General features: G+C 63.3%; 18 protein-coding genes. 13 read left to right on the top strand and 5 right to left on the bottom strand.

The genetic code is table 11. The features are described from left to right. The first annotated feature begins 83 nt into the window (after positions 1–83). The 3 genes from X727_RS137670 to X727_RS137680 all read left to right on the top strand — a co-directional run bounded on the left by X727_RS137670 (position 84) and on the right by X727_RS137680 (position 1907). Positions 84–341 carry a GlsB/YeaQ/YmgE family stress response membrane protein gene (locus tag X727_RS137670; protein WP_023668920.1) on the top strand — a complete coding sequence of 86 codons (258 nt, stop codon included), beginning with the start codon at positions 84–86 and terminating at the stop codon, positions 339–341. A 127-nt stretch (positions 342–468) separates the two neighbouring features. Next, on the top strand, positions 469–1434 hold the full coding sequence (gene lipA, locus X727_RS137675; protein WP_023688453.1) for a lipoyl synthase: 966 nt from the start codon (positions 469–471) through the stop codon (positions 1432–1434). Between the two features lie 11 nt (positions 1435–1445). Next, positions 1446–1907, top strand: coding sequence for a type II toxin-antitoxin system RatA family toxin (locus X727_RS137680; protein WP_023835245.1), 462 nt, complete (start codon positions 1446–1448; stop codon positions 1905–1907). Here the strand turns inward: X727_RS137680 and X727_RS137685 are convergent. Next, positions 1883–2392, bottom strand: coding sequence for a CinA family protein (locus X727_RS137685; protein WP_023835244.1), 510 nt, complete (start codon positions 2390–2392; stop codon positions 1883–1885). The two genes, X727_RS137680 and X727_RS137685, sit on opposite strands and share 25 nt — an antisense overlap. Further along, complete coding sequence (locus tag X727_RS137690) at positions 2389–3612, bottom strand: bifunctional 2-C-methyl-D-erythritol 4-phosphate cytidylyltransferase/2-C-methyl-D-erythritol 2,4-cyclodiphosphate synthase (RefSeq protein ID WP_023835243.1); 1224 nt, start codon at positions 3610–3612, stop codon at positions 2389–2391. Before X727_RS137690 ends, X727_RS137685 begins: the two co-directional genes overlap by 4 nt. A gap of 139 nt (positions 3613–3751) precedes the next feature. On the opposite strand from X727_RS137690, the gene dusB reads away from it, so the two are divergent. The 8 genes from dusB (at position 3752) to hflX (ending at position 13899) form a co-directional block, all read left to right on the top strand. Beyond that, on the top strand, positions 3752–4774 hold the full coding sequence (gene dusB, locus X727_RS137695; RefSeq protein WP_023825579.1) for a tRNA dihydrouridine synthase DusB: 1023 nt from the start codon (positions 3752–3754) through the stop codon (positions 4772–4774). Then, positions 4771–5916 (top strand): nitrogen regulation protein NR(II), encoded by a 1146-nt coding sequence (locus X727_RS137700; protein ID WP_023706549.1) that lies wholly within the window; start codon positions 4771–4773, stop codon positions 5914–5916. The genes dusB and X727_RS137700 overlap by 4 nt, the downstream gene beginning before the upstream one ends. After that, entirely contained in the window at positions 5913–7370 is a 1458-nt protein-coding gene (gene ntrC / locus X727_RS137705) for a nitrogen regulation protein NR(I) (protein ID WP_023691281.1), read from the top strand. The genes X727_RS137700 and ntrC overlap by 4 nt, the downstream gene beginning before the upstream one ends. 144 nt (positions 7371–7514) lie before the next feature. Next, positions 7515–9803 carry a PAS domain-containing sensor histidine kinase gene (locus tag X727_RS137710; protein WP_023835242.1) on the top strand — a complete coding sequence of 763 codons (2289 nt, stop codon included), beginning with the start codon at positions 7515–7517 and terminating at the stop codon, positions 9801–9803. After that, on the top strand, positions 9793–11154 hold the full coding sequence (locus X727_RS137715) for a sigma-54 dependent transcriptional regulator (protein WP_023668929.1): 1362 nt from the start codon (positions 9793–9795) through the stop codon (positions 11152–11154). The genes X727_RS137710 and X727_RS137715 overlap by 11 nt, the downstream gene beginning before the upstream one ends. Positions 11155–11255: 101 nt before the next feature. After that, positions 11256–12116 carry a D-amino-acid transaminase gene (locus X727_RS137720; protein WP_023755217.1) on the top strand — a complete coding sequence of 287 codons (861 nt, stop codon included), beginning with the start codon at positions 11256–11258 and terminating at the stop codon, positions 12114–12116. Between the two features lie 145 nt (positions 12117–12261). After that, entirely contained in the window at positions 12262–12507 is a 246-nt protein-coding gene (gene hfq / locus X727_RS137725; RefSeq protein ID WP_006202172.1) for an RNA chaperone Hfq, read from the top strand. After that, positions 12508–13899: a GTPase HflX gene (hflX, locus tag X727_RS137730; RefSeq protein ID WP_023835241.1), complete on the top strand. Its 1392-nt coding sequence runs from the start codon at positions 12508–12510 to the stop codon at positions 13897–13899. It abuts the gene before it with no gap. 6 nt (positions 13900–13905) lie between these two features. Here hflX and mazG read toward each other — a convergent pair whose 3' ends face one another. The 3 genes from mazG to X727_RS137745 all read right to left on the bottom strand — a co-directional run bounded on the left by mazG (position 13906) and on the right by X727_RS137745 (position 16558). Continuing rightward, positions 13906–14730: a nucleoside triphosphate pyrophosphohydrolase gene (mazG, locus tag X727_RS137735; protein ID WP_023691283.1), complete on the bottom strand. Its 825-nt coding sequence runs from the start codon at positions 14728–14730 to the stop codon at positions 13906–13908. 76 nt (positions 14731–14806) lie between these two features. Then, positions 14807–15991 carry an amino acid aminotransferase gene (locus X727_RS137740; protein WP_023816029.1) on the bottom strand — a complete coding sequence of 395 codons (1185 nt, stop codon included), beginning with the start codon at positions 15989–15991 and terminating at the stop codon, positions 14807–14809. Positions 15992–16120: 129 nt separating this feature from the next. After that, complete coding sequence (locus X727_RS137745; RefSeq protein ID WP_023706554.1) at positions 16121–16558, bottom strand: DUF3592 domain-containing protein; 438 nt, start codon at positions 16556–16558, stop codon at positions 16121–16123. A gap of 187 nt (positions 16559–16745) precedes the next feature. Between X727_RS137745 and X727_RS137750 the strand changes: the two genes are divergently transcribed. Then, positions 16746–17267, top strand: a complete 522-nt coding sequence (locus tag X727_RS137750; RefSeq protein ID WP_023706555.1) for a sigma-70 family RNA polymerase sigma factor — start codon at positions 16746–16748, stop codon at positions 17265–17267. Further along, entirely contained in the window at positions 17264–18040 is a 777-nt protein-coding gene (locus tag X727_RS137755) for an anti-sigma factor (RefSeq protein ID WP_023835240.1), read from the top strand. Before X727_RS137750 ends, X727_RS137755 begins: the two co-directional genes overlap by 4 nt. Position 18041: the final 1 nt, after the last annotated feature.

The raw sequence follows: 18041 nt of genomic DNA, 5'->3' as shown, positions 1-18041 counted from the left end.
TCAGACGCATGCGCCGGAGGAACCTTACGGCAAGACAGTTCGTTTCCGGATGCATTTTCACCTGACACTGGAGGAGTTGGCATATGGACGTGAATGGCGTGGGCTGGATTGCGGCCATCATCATCGGCGGTTTGGCCGGGTGGCTGGCCGAGATGGTCATGAAGAGCAATACCGGCGTCTTAATGAACATCATTATGGGCATTGTCGGCGCGGTGGTGCTGAACGCAATTCTCAGGGCGCTCAACATCGAACCCTTCGGTGTCGGCTGGCTCGCCTACCTGATCACCGGCTTCATCGGCGCCTGCCTGCTGATCTTTGCCGGGCGGCTGATACGCCGCTAAACTACCGCTATGCGAAAAAGGCTGTGGCGGCATGCGCCGCCGCGGCCTTTTTCTTTGCACCGAAAAGTCCTAGATGACGTCAGAAGGGCGAATGCCGACGGGCAGACGCCAACAAGTCAGGTTTGAGATGGTCACCGTCCTCGACACGATCGCCAACGCGCCGCGCCTGCGGCACCCCGAGAAGGCGCACAAGCCTGATCAGGACGTGCTGCGCAAACCCGACTGGATCCGCGTCAAGGCGCCGATGTCCAAGGGCTATGCCGAAACCCGCGAGATCGTGAAGTCGCACAAGCTGGTCACGGTGTGCGAAGAGGCCGGCTGCCCCAATATCGGCGAGTGCTGGGAAAAGAAGCACGCCACCTTCATGATCATGGGCGAGATCTGCACGCGCGCCTGCGCGTTCTGCAATGTTGCCACCGGCATTCCCACCGCGCTCGATGCCGATGAGCCGGCGCGTGTCGCGCATGCCGTAAAGCAGATGGGGCTGACCCATGTCGTCATCACCTCGGTCGACCGCGACGATCTCGCCGATGGCGGCGCGCAGCATTTCGCCGAGGTTATCCGGGCGATCCGAGCAGCGACGCCCTTGACCACGATCGAAATCCTGACGCCCGATTTCCTGCGCAAGGAGGGCGCGCTGGAGATCGTCGTGGCGGCCAAGCCCGATGTCTTCAACCACAATCTCGAAACCGTGCCGTCGAACTACCTGACGGTGCGGCCGGGTGCCCGCTATTTCCACTCGATCCGGCTGTTGCAGCGGGTCAAGGAGCTCGACCCGTCGATCTTCACGAAGTCCGGCATCATGGTCGGCCTCGGCGAAGAGCGCAACGAGATCCTGCAACTGATGGACGACCTGCGCTCGGCCAATGTCGACTTCATGACCATTGGCCAGTATCTGCAGCCGTCGAAGAAACACCACCCGGTGATCCGCTTCGTCACGCCGGAGGAGTTCAACTCCTTCGCGACGATCGGCAAGACCAAGGGTTTCCTGCTGGTGGCGTCGAGCCCGCTGACGCGCTCCTCGCATCATGCCGGTGACGATTTCGCCAGGCTGCGGGCGGCGCGTGAGGCGCAGCTCAAAAAAGCCAGTTAAATCCTGCTTCAATGCCGAAATTCGAAGCCACACGCCGCGTTGCCCACACGCCGGAGCAGATGTTTGCGCTGGTCGCCGATATCGAGACCTATCCTGAATTTCTGCCGCTGTGCGAGGCGCTGACGGTGCGCTCGCGCAAGGAGCGTGACGGCCGCACCATTCTCCTCGCCGATATGAGCATCGGCTACAAGGCGATCCGCGAGACCTTTACGACGCAAGTGCTGCTGAAGCCGGACGAAAACACAATCGATGTCAAATACATCGATGGACCGTTCAAATATCTCAGCAATATCTGGCGCTTCGAGCCGGCCGACGGCGGCGGCTGCAACGTCCGCTTCTTCATCGACTACGAGTTCAAGAGCCGCATCCTCGGCGTGGTGATGGGCACCATGTTCGATCGTGCCTTCCGCATGTTTTCCGAAGCCTTCGAAAAACGTGCGGACGTCATCTACGGAACGACGCCCATCTCATGAGTGTCGCCGAGCGCGCGCATGCCGATCTCCAGCGCATGCTTGACCGTCTCGCGGCGGATGAAGTCGCGGCCATTGTCGGCAAACATATTGAGCTCGGCAGCCACCGGCCCACCTCTTAGGGCAACTCCGAACCAGACGAGGCCGACCGGTTTTTCCGGCGAGCCGCCGCCCGGGCCGGCAATGCCGGTGACGGCAAGCGCCAGCCCGGCGCGCGAGCGCGCCAGAGCGCCCGCTGCCATCTCCAGAACCGTTTCGCGCGAGACGGCACCATGCGCCTCGATCGTGGCGGGCGAGACGCCGAGCATCTCCATCTTTGCTTCATCGGAATAGGTGATGAGGCCGCGATCGACGACAGCGGACGAGCCGGCAATGTCGGTCAGTGCCGAGATGATCATGCCGCCGGTGCAGCTCTCGGCCGTCGCCAGCATGATGCCGCGCTGCTGGCAGACCTGGAGCAGGGCGTTGGCAAGATCGCTGTTGTTCATGCGGGAACCTCCCCGGGGAAGACGACACTGGCGGTGGCGATGGCGGCGATGCCTTCCTCGCGGCCGACAAAGCCGAGTTTCTCGTTCGTCGTCGCCTTGATCGAGATGCGATCAGCGGAAATGCCCAGCATCGCGGACAACGCGTTGGTCATGGCCTCGCGATGCGGGCCGACGCGCGGCGCCTCGCAGATCAGCGTGATGTCGGCATTGGCGATGCGGCCGCCCCGCGCACGCACCAACCTGGCCGCATGCTCGACGAAAATCTTCGACGCCGCGCCCTTCCATTGCGGATCGGAAGGCGGGAAATGCGTGCCGATGTCGCCGGCCCCGCAAGTGGCGAGCAGCGCATCAGTCAGCGCGTGCAGGCCGACATCGGCATCCGAATGGCCGGAAAGCTTCTTGCCGTGCGGAATGGCAACGCCGCACAGAGTGACATGGTCGCCGGCCTCGAAGGCGTGCACATCATAGCCATTGCCGGTGCGAATGTCGGGAAAACGCTCGCCAGTAAGCCGTTGATCCGCCATCGCAATATCCCTTGCCCAAGTCAATTTGACATTGTCCGGCGACCCCTCGACGATTTTTACCGGAATATGCGCCCATTCGGCGATCGCGGCATCGTCCGTAAAATCCGTCTTGCCGAGATGATGGGCCTTTTCGTGCGCGGCGAGCAACGGCCAGAACGGAAAGCCTTGCGGCGTCTGCGCGGCATGAAGGCCGGCCCTTGGCACCGTCTCCTCGATCATGCCGGTCGCCGACTCGCGCTTCAGCGTATCGGCGACGGGCAAAGCGGGCAGCGCGCCCTGGCGCTCGCCAATGGCCGCAATGGTGCGGTCGATCAGGGCCGCGTCGACAAACGGCCGCACCGCGTCATGCACAAGGACACGGCTGGGCGTACGGTCCCTCAGCGCCAGCAGGCCGAGCCGGACCGAGGCCTGGCGCGACTCGCCACCGACCACGGCGGTAACCCGCTCGGCATACGCGCCGGCTGCCTTGTCGAAAAGCGCTCGGTCATCGGCATGGATGGCGACGACGACGGGGCCAATTCCGGGATGCGCCAGGAAAGTCTCCAGCGTGCGCGCGATGACGGCGCGGCCGCCGATGCGCTGATATTGCTTCGGCCCGTCGGCCTGTCCGGCACGCGCGCCTCGGCCGGCGGCAACGATGACCACGCCGACCTTGTCGGTCGTCGCCCCGGCCGGTTTTTCGCTTGCGTCTGTCATGCCGAGAGGCTTAGTCGCGGCTTATGGCGAAGGCCAGCATTTTCCCAAATGCGCCGCAATGTGACGTCATTGCGCGTTGCACAATGCCTTTCTTATGGCTAGAGAATGTGCAGCGATCCGATATGCTTGGTTTTTGTGCATGCCTGAAGTGACAAAATTGGCTTCGCCACTCGACGTTGGCGGCGTGACAATCCGCAACCGCGTCTTCCTCGCGCCCATGTCGGGAATAACGGACGAGCCGTTCCGGCAGCGCGCCTACGCGCATGGCGCGGGCCTGGTCGTGTCGGAAATGGTGGCGAGCGGCGAGCTTGCCAAGGGCAGGGCCGGCTGCGACCTGCGCATCCGTCATTCCGGGCTGCCCGTCCATATGGTTCAGCTTGCCGGCCGCGAGGCCGAGCACATGGCCGAGGGCGCGCGCATCGCTGCCGGCGAGGGCGCCGACATCATCGACATCAATATGGGCTGCCCGGCCAAGAAGGTGACCGGCGGCTATGCCGGCTCGGCGCTGATGCGCGATCTCGACCACGCGCTGTCGCTGATCGAAGCGGTGATCGGCGCGGTCCAGGTGCCGGTCACGGTCAAGATGCGGCTCGGCTGGGACGACAATGCGCTCAATGCACCCGTTTTGGCGCGCCGCGCCGAAGAGGCCGGTGTTAAAATGGTGACCGTGCATGGGCGCACGCGCTGCCAGTTTTATCAAGGCAAGGCCGATTGGGGCGCCATCGCCCGCATCAAGGACGCCGTCTCGATCCCGGTCGTCGCCAATGGCGATGTGGGCTCGCCCGCGGAGGCCGCCGAAATCCTTGAACAGTCGGGCGCCGACGCGGTGATGATCGGTCGTGCCCATTATGGCGCGCCATGGACGGCGGGCCGCATTGCGGCGACGGCTGCGGGCGACGCGCTCTCCGGCGTGCCGGAAAGCCCGCAAGCCATGGCCGACTACATCGTTTCCCACTACGAGGACATGCTGACGCTTTACGGCGTCGAAAGCGGCTTGCGCCAGGCGCGCAAGCATCTCGGCTGGTATCTCGACCGCCACGCTGCTGGCGTTTCCGATGAGCGGCGGAAAGCCATCCTCACCTCTTTCGAACCCGCCCGCGTCATTGCCTTGCTGCATGAGGTGTTTTCCGGCGAAGCCACGCCCTTGCGGAGCGCCGCATGAACGCCACCGTCACACCGAGCTCCGACATGGCGGATGCCGCCAGTATAGTGCTGAACACCATCCGCCGTCCCGTCATCATGGTCGATCCGGACGGGTTCATCACCTACGCCAATGCCGATGCGGAAGACTTCTTCCGCTCAAGTGCCAATATGCTTGCCCGCAACACACTCTCCAAGCTGATCCCGTTCGGCAGCCCGTTGCTGCAGCTGGTCGACCAGGTGCGCGAGCGCCGTGCGCCGGTCAACGAATACCGTGTCGACGTGTCGTCGCCGCGTCTCGGCATCGAGAAGGTCGTCGATCTCTATGTCGCGCCGGTGCCGGAATTCCCAGGCTCGATCGTGGTGATGTTCCAGGAACGCTCGATGGCCGACAAGATCGACCGGCAGATGACACACAGGGGTGCCGCGCGTTCGGTCACCGGCCTTGCCGCCATGCTGGCACATGAGATCAAGAACCCGCTGTCCGGCATACGTGGCGCCGCACAGCTGCTCGAACTCTCGGCGTCCGACGAGGATCGCGCGCTGACCCGCCTCATCACTGACGAGACTGATCGCATAGTCTCCCTCGTCGACCGCATGGAAGTGTTTTCCGACGAGCGGCCGATTGACCGCTATCCTGTCAACATCCATGTCGTGCTGGATCATGTGAAGGCAATCGCGAAGAACGGTTTTGCCAAGAGAATCAGGATATTGGAGGACTATGATCCATCATTGCCTCCGGTTTTCGCCAACCGCGACCAACTGATCCAGGTGTTTCTCAACCTGGTCAAGAACGCTGCCGAGGCGATCGGCGGCGACCCGCAGGGCGAGATCGTGCTGTCGACCGCGTTCAGGCCGGGCATCCGCGTTTCCGTTCCCGGAACCCAGGACCGCGTGTCGCTACCGCTTGAATTCTGCGTGCGCGACAATGGGTCCGGCGTTTCGGAAGACATTCTGCCGATCCTGTTCGATCCGTTCATCACCACCAAGCCGAACGGCTCGGGGCTCGGCCTGGCGCTGGTGGCGAAAATCGTCGGCGAGCATGGCGGCATCATCGAATGCGATTCGACGCCGCGCGGCACCACCTTCCGAATCCTGATGCCGGCCTGGAAAGAAACACCCATCGACACTGCCGATGATGAAGGCGAAGGAGACCGCAAATGACGGTTCGCGGCAATATTCTCGTCGCCGACGACGATGCGGCCATCCGCACCGTGCTCAATCAGGCGCTGTCGCGCGTCGGCCATGAGGTGCGCGTGACCTCCAACGCCTCGACGCTGTGGCGCTGGGTGGCGGCGGGCGAGGGCGATCTGGTGATCACCGACGTTGTCATGCCGGACGAGAACGCCTTCGACATGCTGCCCCGCATTAAGAAGGCCCGGCCGGAGCTGCCGGTCATCGTGATGAGCGCGCAAAACACTTTCATGACGGCGATTCGTGCTTCCGAAACAGGTGCTTATGAATATCTGCCGAAGCCGTTCGACCTGACCGAGCTGCTCAACATCGTCAATCGTGCGCTGTCAGAGCCGCGCCGACCGAAGATCGATACGCGACCGGAAGAACAGCCTGACGCCATGCCGCTGGTCGGCCGCTCGGCCGCCATGCAGGACATCTACCGCATGCTGGCGCGCATGATGCAGACCGACCTGACGGTGATGATCTCGGGCGAGTCCGGCACCGGCAAGGAATTGGTGGCGCGCGCGTTGCACGAATATGGCCGTCGCCGCGGCGGTCCGTTCGTCGCCATCAACATGGCGGCGATCCCGCGCGATTTGATCGAATCGGAGCTGTTCGGCCACGAGAAGGGCGCCTTCACCGGCGCACAGAACCGCTCGACCGGCCGCTTCGAGCAGGCCGAGGGCGGCACGCTGTTCCTCGACGAGATCGGCGACATGCCGATGGAGGCGCAGACGCGGCTGCTGCGCGTGCTGCAGCAGGGCGAATACACAACGGTCGGCGGGCGCACCCCGATCAAGACCGATGTGCGCATCGTCGCCGCCACCAACAAGGATCTGCGCACTCTGATCAACCAGGGGCTTTTCCGCGAGGATCTGTTCTATCGCCTGAATGTCGTGCCGCTTCGGCTGCCGGGTTTGCGTGAGAGGTCGGAAGACATTCCCGATCTGGTGCGGCATTTCTTCAAGATCGGCGCCAGCGAAGGCTTGCAGACCAAGCGCATTTCGACCGGCGGCATCGAATTGATGAAGCGCTATCCGTGGCCGGGAAACGTGCGCGAGCTGGAAAACCTGGTGCGCCGGCTTGCGGCGCTCTATTCGCAGGACGAAATATCAGCCGAAATCATCGAAGCCGAACTGAAGACAGGCGAAAGGCCGGTCGTTCCCGGCGGCGGCAATTTGATCCCGGACGATCTGTCCATCGGCCAGGCGGTGGAGCACTTCCTGCAGCGCTATTTCGCCTCTTTCGCCGGTGATTTGCCGCCGGCAGGTCTCTATCAGCGCATCCTGTCCGAGGTCGAATATCCGCTGGTGCTCGCTTCCATGACGGCAACGCGCGGCAACCAGATCAAGGCGGCCGAATTGCTCGGCTTGAACCGCAACACGCTGCGCAAGAAGATTCGCGAGCTGGGCGTCAACGTCTACAAATCGTCGAGATCGTGAGCGCCTACCGCCCGATGTGACGCCAGGTCATCCCCTTTTCAGGGGATCGGTGGCCGAAAGATTTCCGTCACGGCCACACTTGTTGCATAATCGCCACAATGCGTTGCATACATCCGACGCAATCACTGGCTCTTAGACGGCGACATGGCTTCGCAAGCTCTGACATCAAACGAACCGCTTTTCAGCAGACCCGGCCAGAGGGATGGACGCCGGCTGCTTGCGTTGCCTGGCGTTGTGGCAATTGCCGGCGCGCTGGTTACGGCGGCAATCTCGTTTGCCATTCTTGTCGGCGCCACGCCGATCACGCCAGACGCAAACACAACGCTGACGCTGATTGCGGCCAATGCCTTATTTGTGCTGGCGCTGATCGCCCTGGTCGGCCGAGAGGTGCATCGCATCACCATGGCGCGCCGGCACGGCAAGGCGGCTTCGCGGCTGCATGTGCGCATCGTGACGATGTTTGCGCTGGTCGCGGCCATCCCCGCCATCATGGTGGCCATCATCGCCTCGATCACGCTCGATATCGGCCTCGACCGCTGGTTCGAAATCCGCACCAAGGCAATCGTCAACTCGTCGCTGTCGATCGCGGACGCCTATGTGCAGGAAAACGCTCGCAATCTTCAGGGCACGACGCTGTCGATGGCCTACGATCTCGATGCGTCGCGCACGCTTTACGGCCTCGATCGAACCGGCTTTCTCGACCTGATGAACAAGGAAGCCGTGGGCAGGAGCCTGGTGCATGCGGCGCTGGTCAGGGAAGACGGCTCCTTTGTCATGAGCGCGAAGACCGATGCGGATTTCTCTATGCCGCCACCGCCGGAGGGCGCGGTCAGCGCCGCGGCCGACGGCAAACCGGTGCTGATCGAGCCGAAGACGCGCAACATCATGGGCGCCATCATCAAGCTGCGGGAGATCGAAGGCCTCTACCTCTACACCAATCGCCTGGTCGACCCCGAAGTGATCAAGGCGAGGGCGATCGTCCAGTCCAACACCGCCGAATATCGCGGCCTGGAAGACAACAGGCGGACGTCGCAGGTGGCGTTCGCGCTGCCCTATCTGTCGCTGACGCTGATCATCATCCTGTCGGCCATCTGGACCGGCATAGCGGTGGCCGACCGTCTGGTGCGGCCCATCCGTCAGCTCATCGGCGCGGCTGACGAGGTTGCGACCGGCAATCTCGATGTCGCCGTGCCGGTACGGCCTTCCGACGGCGATGTCGCCTCGCTTGGCGATACGTTCAACAAGATGCTGCTGGAGCTTAAATCGCAGCGCAACGAGATCCTGTCGGCCAAGGATTTGATCGACGAACGGCGTCGTTTCTCGGAAGCGGTGCTGGCCGGCGTCACCGCCGGCGTCATCGGCGTCGATCCCTACGGCATCGTCTCCATCGTCAACAAATCGGCCGAAACGATGCTGGCCATATCGGCCACGGCGGCGCTGGGGCAGAACCTGTCCGCCGTGCTACCGCATGTCGGCCGTGTCTTCGAGATCGGCCGCAAATCCGGCAAGCCGGTCTATCGCGAGCAGGTCACCTTCTATCGCACCGGCGCCGAGCGTACCTTCAACGTGCAGATCACCATCGAGGCCGGCGACGACGGCGAGGAGGAGAAATCCTACGTCGTGACTGTCGACGACATCACCGATCTGGTCCAGGCACAGCGCTCGTCGGCCTGGGCGGATGTGGCGCGGCGTATCGCACATGAAATCAAGAACCCGCTGACGCCGATCCAGCTCTCGGCCGAGCGCATCAAGCGACGCTTCGGCAAGGTCATCACCGAGGACCGCGAGATTTTCGACCAGTGCACCGACACGATCATCCGGCAGGTCGAGGATATCGGCCGCATGGTCGACGAGTTCTCGGCTTTCGCCCGCATGCCCAAGCCCGAGATGAAAGCCATCGATCTGCGTGAATCGCTGCGCGAGGCGTCGTTCCTGGTCGAAGTCAGCCGCGCCGACATTGCTTTCGAACGCGTGTTCGGCAACGAACCGCTCAAGGGCACGTTCGATAGCCGATTGATGGCGCAGGCTTTCGGCAACGTCATCAAGAACGCGGCCGAGGCGATTGACGGGCTGGAACAAAAGGACCGTTCGCACGGCATAATCCGGATTCAAGCTGCCCGGCAGAATGGCGCGATCAGAATCGACGTCATCGACAATGGCAAAGGCTTGCCGCGAGAGAACCGCCAAAGGCTGCTCGAGCCCTACATGACGACGCGCGAGAAGGGCACCGGGCTCGGTCTCGCCATCGTCAAGAAGATCGTGGAGGACCATGGCGGGCGGCTCGAATTGCACGATGCGCCCGCGGATTTCCACGGTGGACGCGGCGCGATGATCTCGATCATCCTGCCGCCAGCTGCCGCAACCGCGCCGCCACGCGGTCAAGGCGAAACGGAACACGAACGAGAAACTGAAAAGGTCGGTAATGGCGTCTGATATTCTCATCGTCGATGACGAGGAAGACATCCGTGAACTCGTCGCGGGCATATTGAGCGACGAAGGGCATGAAACCCGCACGGCATTCGATGCCGACAGCGCGCTCGCGGCAATCGCCGACCGGGCGCCGCGGCTGATTTTCCTCGACATCTGGTTGCAGGGCTCGCGCCTGGACGGGCTGGCGCTGCTCGACGAGATCAAGACGATGCATCCGAGCCTGCCGGTGGTGATGATCTCCGGCCACGGCAATATCGAGACAGCGGTGTCGGCCATCCGCCGCGGCGCCTATGATTTCATCGAGAAGCCGTTCAAGGCCGACAGGCTGATCCTGATCGCCGAGCGGGCGCTCGAAACCTCGAAATTGCGGCGCGAGGTGTCCGACCTCAAGCAGCGCAGCGGCGAAACCTTCGACTTGATCGGCATGTCGTCGGCGATGAGCCAGCTGCGCCAGACCATCGAGCGCGTTGCGCCGACCAACAGCCGCGTCATGATCATCGGTCCGTCCGGTTCGGGCAAGGAGCTCGCCGCGCGCGCCATCCACACGCTGTCGACGCGCAAGGGCGCGCCGTTCGTGACGCTGAGCGCGGCCAACATCACGCCCGAGCGCATGGAGATCGAGCTGTTCGGCACCGAATCGAACGGCACCGAGCGCAAGGTCGGCGCGCTTGAAGAGGCGCACCGCGGCATTCTCTACATCGACGAAGTGGCCGACATGCCGCGCGAGACGCAGAACAAGATTTTGCGCGTGCTGGTCGAACAGCAGTTCGAGCGGGTCGGCGGCACCAAGCGGGTCAAGGTCGACGTCCGCATCATCTCCTCGACCTCGCAGAACCTGGAGGCGATGATCGCCGACGGCCGTTTTCGCGAAGACCTCTATCACCGCCTGGCGGTGGTTCCGGTCATGGTGCCGGGACTGGCCGAGCGACGCGAGGACATTCCCTACCTCGTCGACAATTTCATGAAGCAGATCGCGCGCCAGGCCGGTATCAAGCCGCGCCGCATCGGCGACGATGCGCTTGCCGTGCTGCAGGCGCACAACTGGCCGGGCAATGTCCGCCAACTGCGCAACAATGTCGAACGGCTGATGATCCTGGCGCGTGGCGACGATATCGACGCGCCGATCACCGCCGACCTGTTGCCGTCGGAGATCGGCGATGTCATGCCGCGCACGCCGAACCAGTCCGACCAGCACATCATGGCGCTGCCGCTGCGCGAGGCGCGCGAACAGTTCGAGAAGGACTATCTGATCGCCCAGATCAACCGTTTCGGCGGCAACATCTCGAAGACGGCGGAATTCATCGGCATGGAGCGCTCGGCGCTGCACCGGAAACTGAAGTCGCTGGGGGTCTGATCCCCATTGTTGTTGGTCGAGCGGGCCGCGCCCGTGCAATTGCCGGTTACGGCAGCGGCGGAATCGCCTAGAAATAGCGGGACTGTTCTGAGGGATCACCCATGCCGCGCATTGCCTATGTGAACGGGCGCTATGTCGCCCATGCCGACGCTGCCGTGCATATCGAGGATCGCGGCTATCAGTTCGCCGACGGCGTCTACGAGGTCTGCGAGGTGGCGCAGGGCTTTATCGTCGACATGCCGCGCCATCTTGCCCGGCTGAACCGCTCGCTTAGCGAATTGTCGATCGACTGGCCGGTCACCAAGGGCGTGCTGCCGCTTCTTCTGCGCGAGATCGTGCGGCGCAACCACGTCGTCAACGGCCTGGTTTATGTCCAGGTTACGCGCGGTGTTGCCAGCCGCGACTTCGTTTTCCCGGCCGATACACCGTCATCGCTGGTGATTACGGCCAGAAAGGCCGACCCGGCGGCGGCCGCCAAGCGAGCCGAGGCGGGCATCAAGGTCATCACCGTGCCGGAAAACCGTTGGGACCGGGTCGACATCAAGAGCACCGGCCTGCTGCCCAACGTGCTGGCCAAGCAGAAAGCCAAGGAGGCCGGCGCCCAGGAAGCCTGGTTCGTCGACACCGATGGCAACGTCAAGGAGGGCGGCTCGTCCAACGCCTGGATCGTTACAAGGGACGGCGTTCTGGTCACCCGGCCGGCGGAGCATGGCATCCTGCGCGGCATCACCCGCACGACCATGTTCGAAGTGGCGGCAAAGCTCGGGTTGACGATCGAGGAGCGCGGTTTTTCAGTCACTGAAGCCAAGGCTGCGCGAGAAGCTTTCATCAGTTCGGCAACGACAATCGCCATGCCGGTCGTGGCAATCGACGGTGCCGCGGTCGCCAATGGGCACCCCGGTTCGATAACACTTTCATTGCGGCAAGCCTTTTTTGACGTTGCGGAAAAAAGTCCAGCCTGATAACCGCACAGACGGACTGCACATCAATATATCTCGTTCTGCTTGTCGTTGCTGACGGCAAGGGGGTGTTTGCAAGCTTGACATGTGCCCGCTAATTTGGCGCATTAGCCTGCAAACCGAAGGGGATCGGCGAAAGACAAGAACAATGGCGGAACGATCGCAAAACCTTCAGGACCTGTTCCTGAATTCTGTTCGCAAGAGCAAAAATCCACTCACCATCTTTCTCATCAACGGCGTCAAGCTGACCGGCGTGGTCACTTCCTTCGACAATTTTTGTGTTCTGCTGCGCCGTGACGGCCACTCCCAGCTCGTCTACAAGCATGCCATTTCCACGATCATGCCGAGCCAGCCGGTTCAGATGTTCGATGGCGAGGAAAGCCAGGGCGCCTGATTGGCACGTGAAAAAGACGCGGACCGCGGCGTCCGCGGGAAACCAGCACATAATTCCGGGACGGAAGCCACAGGTCCGACCCGGGCGGTTGTCATTGTGCCGGTGCTTACCCGGCATCAGCGCAACGATGACGAAACGAACCGTCCACGGCTGACGCGTTCGGCGGATGCGCGCCACGACGAAGCGGTCGGCCTTGCCCGCGCCATCAACCTGGATCTGATCCACACGGCGGTGGTCACCGTCAACGATCCACGCCCGGCAACCTTGCTCGGCAGCGGCAAGGTCGCGGAATTCGCCGAGATCGTCAAAGAGGGTCACGCGGAGGTGGTCATCGTCGACCATCCGCTGACGCCGGTGCAGCAGCGCAATCTCGAAAAAGAAATGAATGCCAAGGTGCTCGACCGCACCGGATTGATCCTGGAGATTTTTGGCGAGCGCGCGCGGACCAAGGAGGGCACGCTGCAGGTCGAACTTGCCCATCTCAACTACCAGAAGGGCCGCCTGGTGCGGAGCTGGACCCACCTTGAACGCCAGCGCGGCGGAGCCGGCTTCCTCGGCGGCCCCGGCGAAACCCAGATCGAATCGGACCGGCGGCAGCTGCAGGAAAAAATCATCAAGCTCAAGCATGAGCTGGAAACGGTGCGCCGCACCCGCGACCTGCACCGCGCCAAGCGCAAGAAGGTGCCGTTCCCGGTGGTGGCGATTGTCGGCTACACCAATGCCGGAAAGTCGACGCTGTTCAACCGGCTGACCGGGGCCGACGTGCTGGCCGAAGACATGCTGTTTGCAACGCTCGACCCGACGCTGCGCCGCGTGCGCCTGCCGCACGGCACGCCGATCATCCTGTCGGACACAGTCGGCTTCATTTCGGACCTGCCGACGCATCTGGTCGCCGCCTTCCGCGCCACGCTGGAAGAGGTCGTCGAGGCCGATCTGGTCATCCATTTGCGTGATATCTCAGATCCGGATACGGCCGCCCAGGCCGAGGACGTCGAGCGCATCCTTGCCGATCTCGGTGTCGACGCTGGCGATGCGAACCGGGTCATCGAGGTGTGGAACAAGGTCGACCTTCTCGACGACGGCAACCGGGAGCGCCTGCTCGCCGACGGCACTGACGCCAACAAGGCGCCGCCGATCGCCATCTCGGCGGTCACCGGCGAAGGCATCGATGTGCTGAAGGCGCTGATCGAGACCAGGATGTCGGGCGAACTCGAGGAATTGACGGTGACGATCGAACCGCCGCAGTTCGGCCTTGTCGACTGGCTATACCGCAATGGCGACGTCGTTTCGCGGGTAGACAATGAGGATGGCAGCGCGACCATCGCACTCAAGGCCACGCACACCGCCCGGCAAGAGATCGAAAGCCGATTGCACCGCAAAAACAGGCAGTAAGCCTGATTATTTCACGCCCTTGGCCTGCTGCCAGAGCACTTCCATCTCGTCCAGCGTGGCTTTTTCGAGCGTGCTTCCCGATGCATCGATCGCGCGCTCGACATAGTGGAAGCGCGAGCGGAACTTTTCGTTGGTGCCGCTAAGCGCCGCTTCCGAATCGAGCTTGAGGTGACGCCCCAGATTGACGACGGCAAACAGCATGTCGCCGAATTCGTCCTTGATCTCAGCCGTTTCGCCCTTAGCCAGTGCCTCGCGCAGCTCGCCGATCTCTTCCTCGATCTTGTCGAGGATGGGTGCTGCCTCGCTCCAGTCGAAACCGACACGCGCTGCCTTTTCCTGCAGCTTCAGCGCACGAGTCAAAGCGGGCAGGGCGACGGGCACGCTGTCCAGGAAACCCTTGCCATGGTCTTCGGGGTCGAGGCCGCGGGCGAGGCGCGCACTTCGCTTTTCGGCTTTTTCCTCAGCCTTGATCTTTTCCCACATGCCCTTTGCCATGCCGGCGTTGCGCGCCTTCTCGTCGCCGAAGACATGCGGATGGCGCCGGATCATCTTGGTGGTGATGGCCTCGACCACATCACCGAAGGCAAAATCGCCGGCTTCCTCAGCCATCTGCGCGTGGTAGACGACCTGCAGCAGGAGATCGCCTAATTCGTCGCGCAGATCGTCGAGATCGCCGCGCGCAATGGCGTCGGCCACCTCATAGGCTTCCTCGATCGTATAGGGCGCGATGGTCGAGAAATCCTGCTCGATGTCCCAGGGACAACCGGTCTTCGGCGCCCTGAGCGCCGCCATGATCTCGATCAGCCGGGAAATGTCGCGCGAAGGTTTCATGCGGCGAATGCTATCCCGCTGCCTGTCGTGCGGCCAACGGCGTCAGCCGGAGAGGGGAGATTGTCCACAGCGAGCTTCAGCCGAGTACCGACACAACCGCCTTGGCGAGGTCATCCATGCCGTCCTCGGGCAGGCCGGCGACGTTGATGCGGCTGTCGCCGACCATGTAGACGCCATACTCGGCACGCAGCCGCTCGACTTGCGCCTCGGTCAGGCCAAGCCTGGAAAACATGCCGCGATGGCTGGCGATGAAGTCGAAGCGGTCGGAGTTGGACTGCCGGCGCAGCGCGTCGGCGAACTGGACGCGCAGCCTCAGCATGCGCAGCCGCATCTCCTCCAGCTCCGCCTCCCAGTCGGCGCGAAGGCCATCATCTTCCAGCACCATGCGCACGGCGGCGGCGCCATGGTCCGGCGGCATCGAATACATGGCGCGCGCCGCCGCCAGCATCTGGCTCATCGCCACATCGGCTTGCGCACCATCCTTCGCCAGGATCATCGCCGCGCCGACGCGGTCGCGGTAGACGGCAAAGTTCTTCGAGCAGCTCGAGGCAACGACCATTTCAGGCACCTTGCCCGCGAGAAGGCGCAAGCCGGCCGCATCGGCGTCCAGGCCTTCGCCAAAGCCCTGATAGGCAATGTCGACAAAGGGCAACAGCCCGCGCTCGACGACAAGATCGGTGACGCTGGCCCATTGCGCGATATCGAGATTGGCGCCGGTCGGGTTATGGCAGCAGCCATGCAGCAGCACGATATCGCCGGGCTCGGCTGCGCCAAGCGTTGCCAGCATCTCGTGGAAGCGCACCGCGCCGGAAACGGCATCGAAATAGGGATAATCGCGCACCTTGAGGCCGGCCCCGCGCATCACCGGCGGGTGGTTCGGCCATGTCGGGTCCGACAGCCAGACGGTTGCGTCGGGGCGGGTCCGCTTCAACAGCTCCGCCACCAGCCGCAGCGCGCCGGAACCGCCAGGCGCTTGCGCGGCGCGGATGCGCGTCATGTCGGCAGCGGGGCCGAAGGCCAGCTTGACCATCGCCGTGTTGAAGCCGGTGTCGCCGGCAAGGCCGAGATAGGTCTTGGTGTCCTGGTCCTGCAGCAACCGCTTCTCGGCCTCGCGCAGGGCGCGCATGACCGGCGTCCTGCCGTCGCGGTCCTTGTAGACGCCGACGCCGAGATCGATCTTGCCGGGGCGCGGATCGGCGCGATAGAGGCCGATCAAGGCGATGATCTTGTCGGCCGGGGCAGGTTGCAGGGTCTCGAACATCAATACGGCTCCAATGGCGGCGGAGTAATACGCAAAGCGGCCGCGTTTCGCCAGTGCTTCCATCTGCGCCAGTCCGCTAGCGTACTGGACCGTTACGCCAAGCTTTGTCTGTACGGCAGGGGTCGGCGGCTATGGCGACGGGTTCATTCCAATCCGCCGGATAAGCACCCGTCCAATCACGGCGAGACCGATGCCGGTCAGCAGGGAGAAACCGCCGAGCATGCCGGCCAGCCCGGCAAGGAACCAGCGTCCGGCGAAGCTGTCGACGGAGGCATTTTGCGGATTGGTTGGGTCGTAAGCGACAGGGACGCTGTCGCCATCACCCCAGAACGAGCTGTGGACGGCATTGTTGAAGCGGATGACGGTGCCGTCGGCGGTCGAGAACTCGATGCGGGGATTGTATTCGGCGGCGACAATCCTGCCTGTCGCCGAAGCGGTACGAGGGCCGTACATCTCGACGATGGCCAGCACGCCGGAAGCGATCAGTCCGACAATGCCAAAGATGATGAACACCCTGCCGACGATCGGCAACGCTGCAAAACCCGTTACACGACTACCATTGGCCATCTTTTGCTCCTGGGACAGACGGATAAGGCTAGACTTCATCCATAAAGCAAACATCTGCCGCACGGGAGATGGGTAAGTGCGCAGCGGACTTCTGATTGCATGATGCCTATTGTGGCGACGCAAAAAAGTTTTGGTGGCGATGGATTAAGATCCCCGCCTGTTTCGTAAACGGGGCATGAAACGGTCGATGCCACGCTTCGATATTGTCGGACAGCTGGGTTCGCTCAGGCGCTACGCACGCTCGCTGACGCGCGACGGCACTGACGCCGAGGATCTGGTGCACGATGCGCTGGTGCGCGCCTACGAGCGGCGCGACACATTCCGCTCGGGCGGCAATCTGCGGGCATGGTTGCTGTCGATCGTCCACAACGCTTTCATCGACAAGATGCGCTCGCGCCGGTCGGAATCAGCGCGTGTCGAGCAGGCCGGCTATCTCACCGATGCCAGCACGCCGGCGCCGCAGGAACATTCCGTGCGACTGGCGCAGGTGCGCGAGGCCTTTTTCAGTCTGCCGGAGGAGCAGCGTTCGGCGCTGCATCTGGTCGCCATCGAGGGCCTTTCCTACCAGCAGGCCGCCGACGCCAGCGGGGTGCCGCTGGGCACGCTGATGTCGCGTATCGGCAGGGCGCGCGCAGCACTGCGCGAGATGGAAAACGCTGCACCTTCGCCGGCCAAAAGCCATCTGAGGATCGTGGGAGACCCATCATGACCGACCTGTTGCGGGACCCGGTGACCGATACCGATCTCGACGCCTATGTCGACGACCAGCTGGATGTCGCGCGCCGCATCGAGGTCGAGGCGTTCCTGTCGGCTCGTCCGGAGGCTGCGGCGCGGGTGATGTCCGACTTGAGGACGCGCGACGAACTGCGCCTGGCGCTGGCTGCTTCCACAGGCATGGCGCGGCCGGCGACGACTGAAGTCGCGCGCCGGCTGGGCAGGGGGCTGGCCAGTCGCCGCGTCTTCGCCGTGCTGCAGCGGGCGGCCGCGGTCGCCATCTTTGTCGCTGCCGGCTGGCTGGCGAACGGCCTCTTCGGGCCGCTGCTGGTGACCAAGGTCGTGGCTTCGCCGCCGCCGCCCGCCTATGTCGAAGAAGCGATCCGGGCGCACAAGGCGACGCTCATGCGCGAGGCGATGCCCTCGCAGCTGGAGGCGCCCAACTACAATGGCGACGAAATCCGCGCCGCCACCGCAATCGTCATGCCATCGCTGCCCAAGGACTGGAAGGTCCGCGACGTCCAGATCTATCCGTCGCGCTTCGGGCCGAGCGTCGAGGTGGCGCTGGAGACGAAGGATATGGGGCTGGTCTCGCTGTTTGCGATCCGGCCCGGAACCTTCGACGTGGTCAAGCCTGCCATCGCGCCCTCCGGCGACATCTCCTCTGCCTATTTCCAGATCGGCGAGGTCGCGTACGCGGTCGTCGCGCGCAGCGATGTCCACGACCTCGACCGCACCGCCGAGACGCTTGCCAAGACACTTTACTGAT

The organism is Mesorhizobium sp. L103C105A0 (assembly GCF_000502215.1).
In the GTDB taxonomy this organism is placed as follows: domain Bacteria; phylum Pseudomonadota; class Alphaproteobacteria; order Rhizobiales; family Rhizobiaceae; genus Mesorhizobium.
Note: the sequence above shows the minus strand (reverse complement) of the source record. Positions and strands in the feature narration are given on the sequence as shown.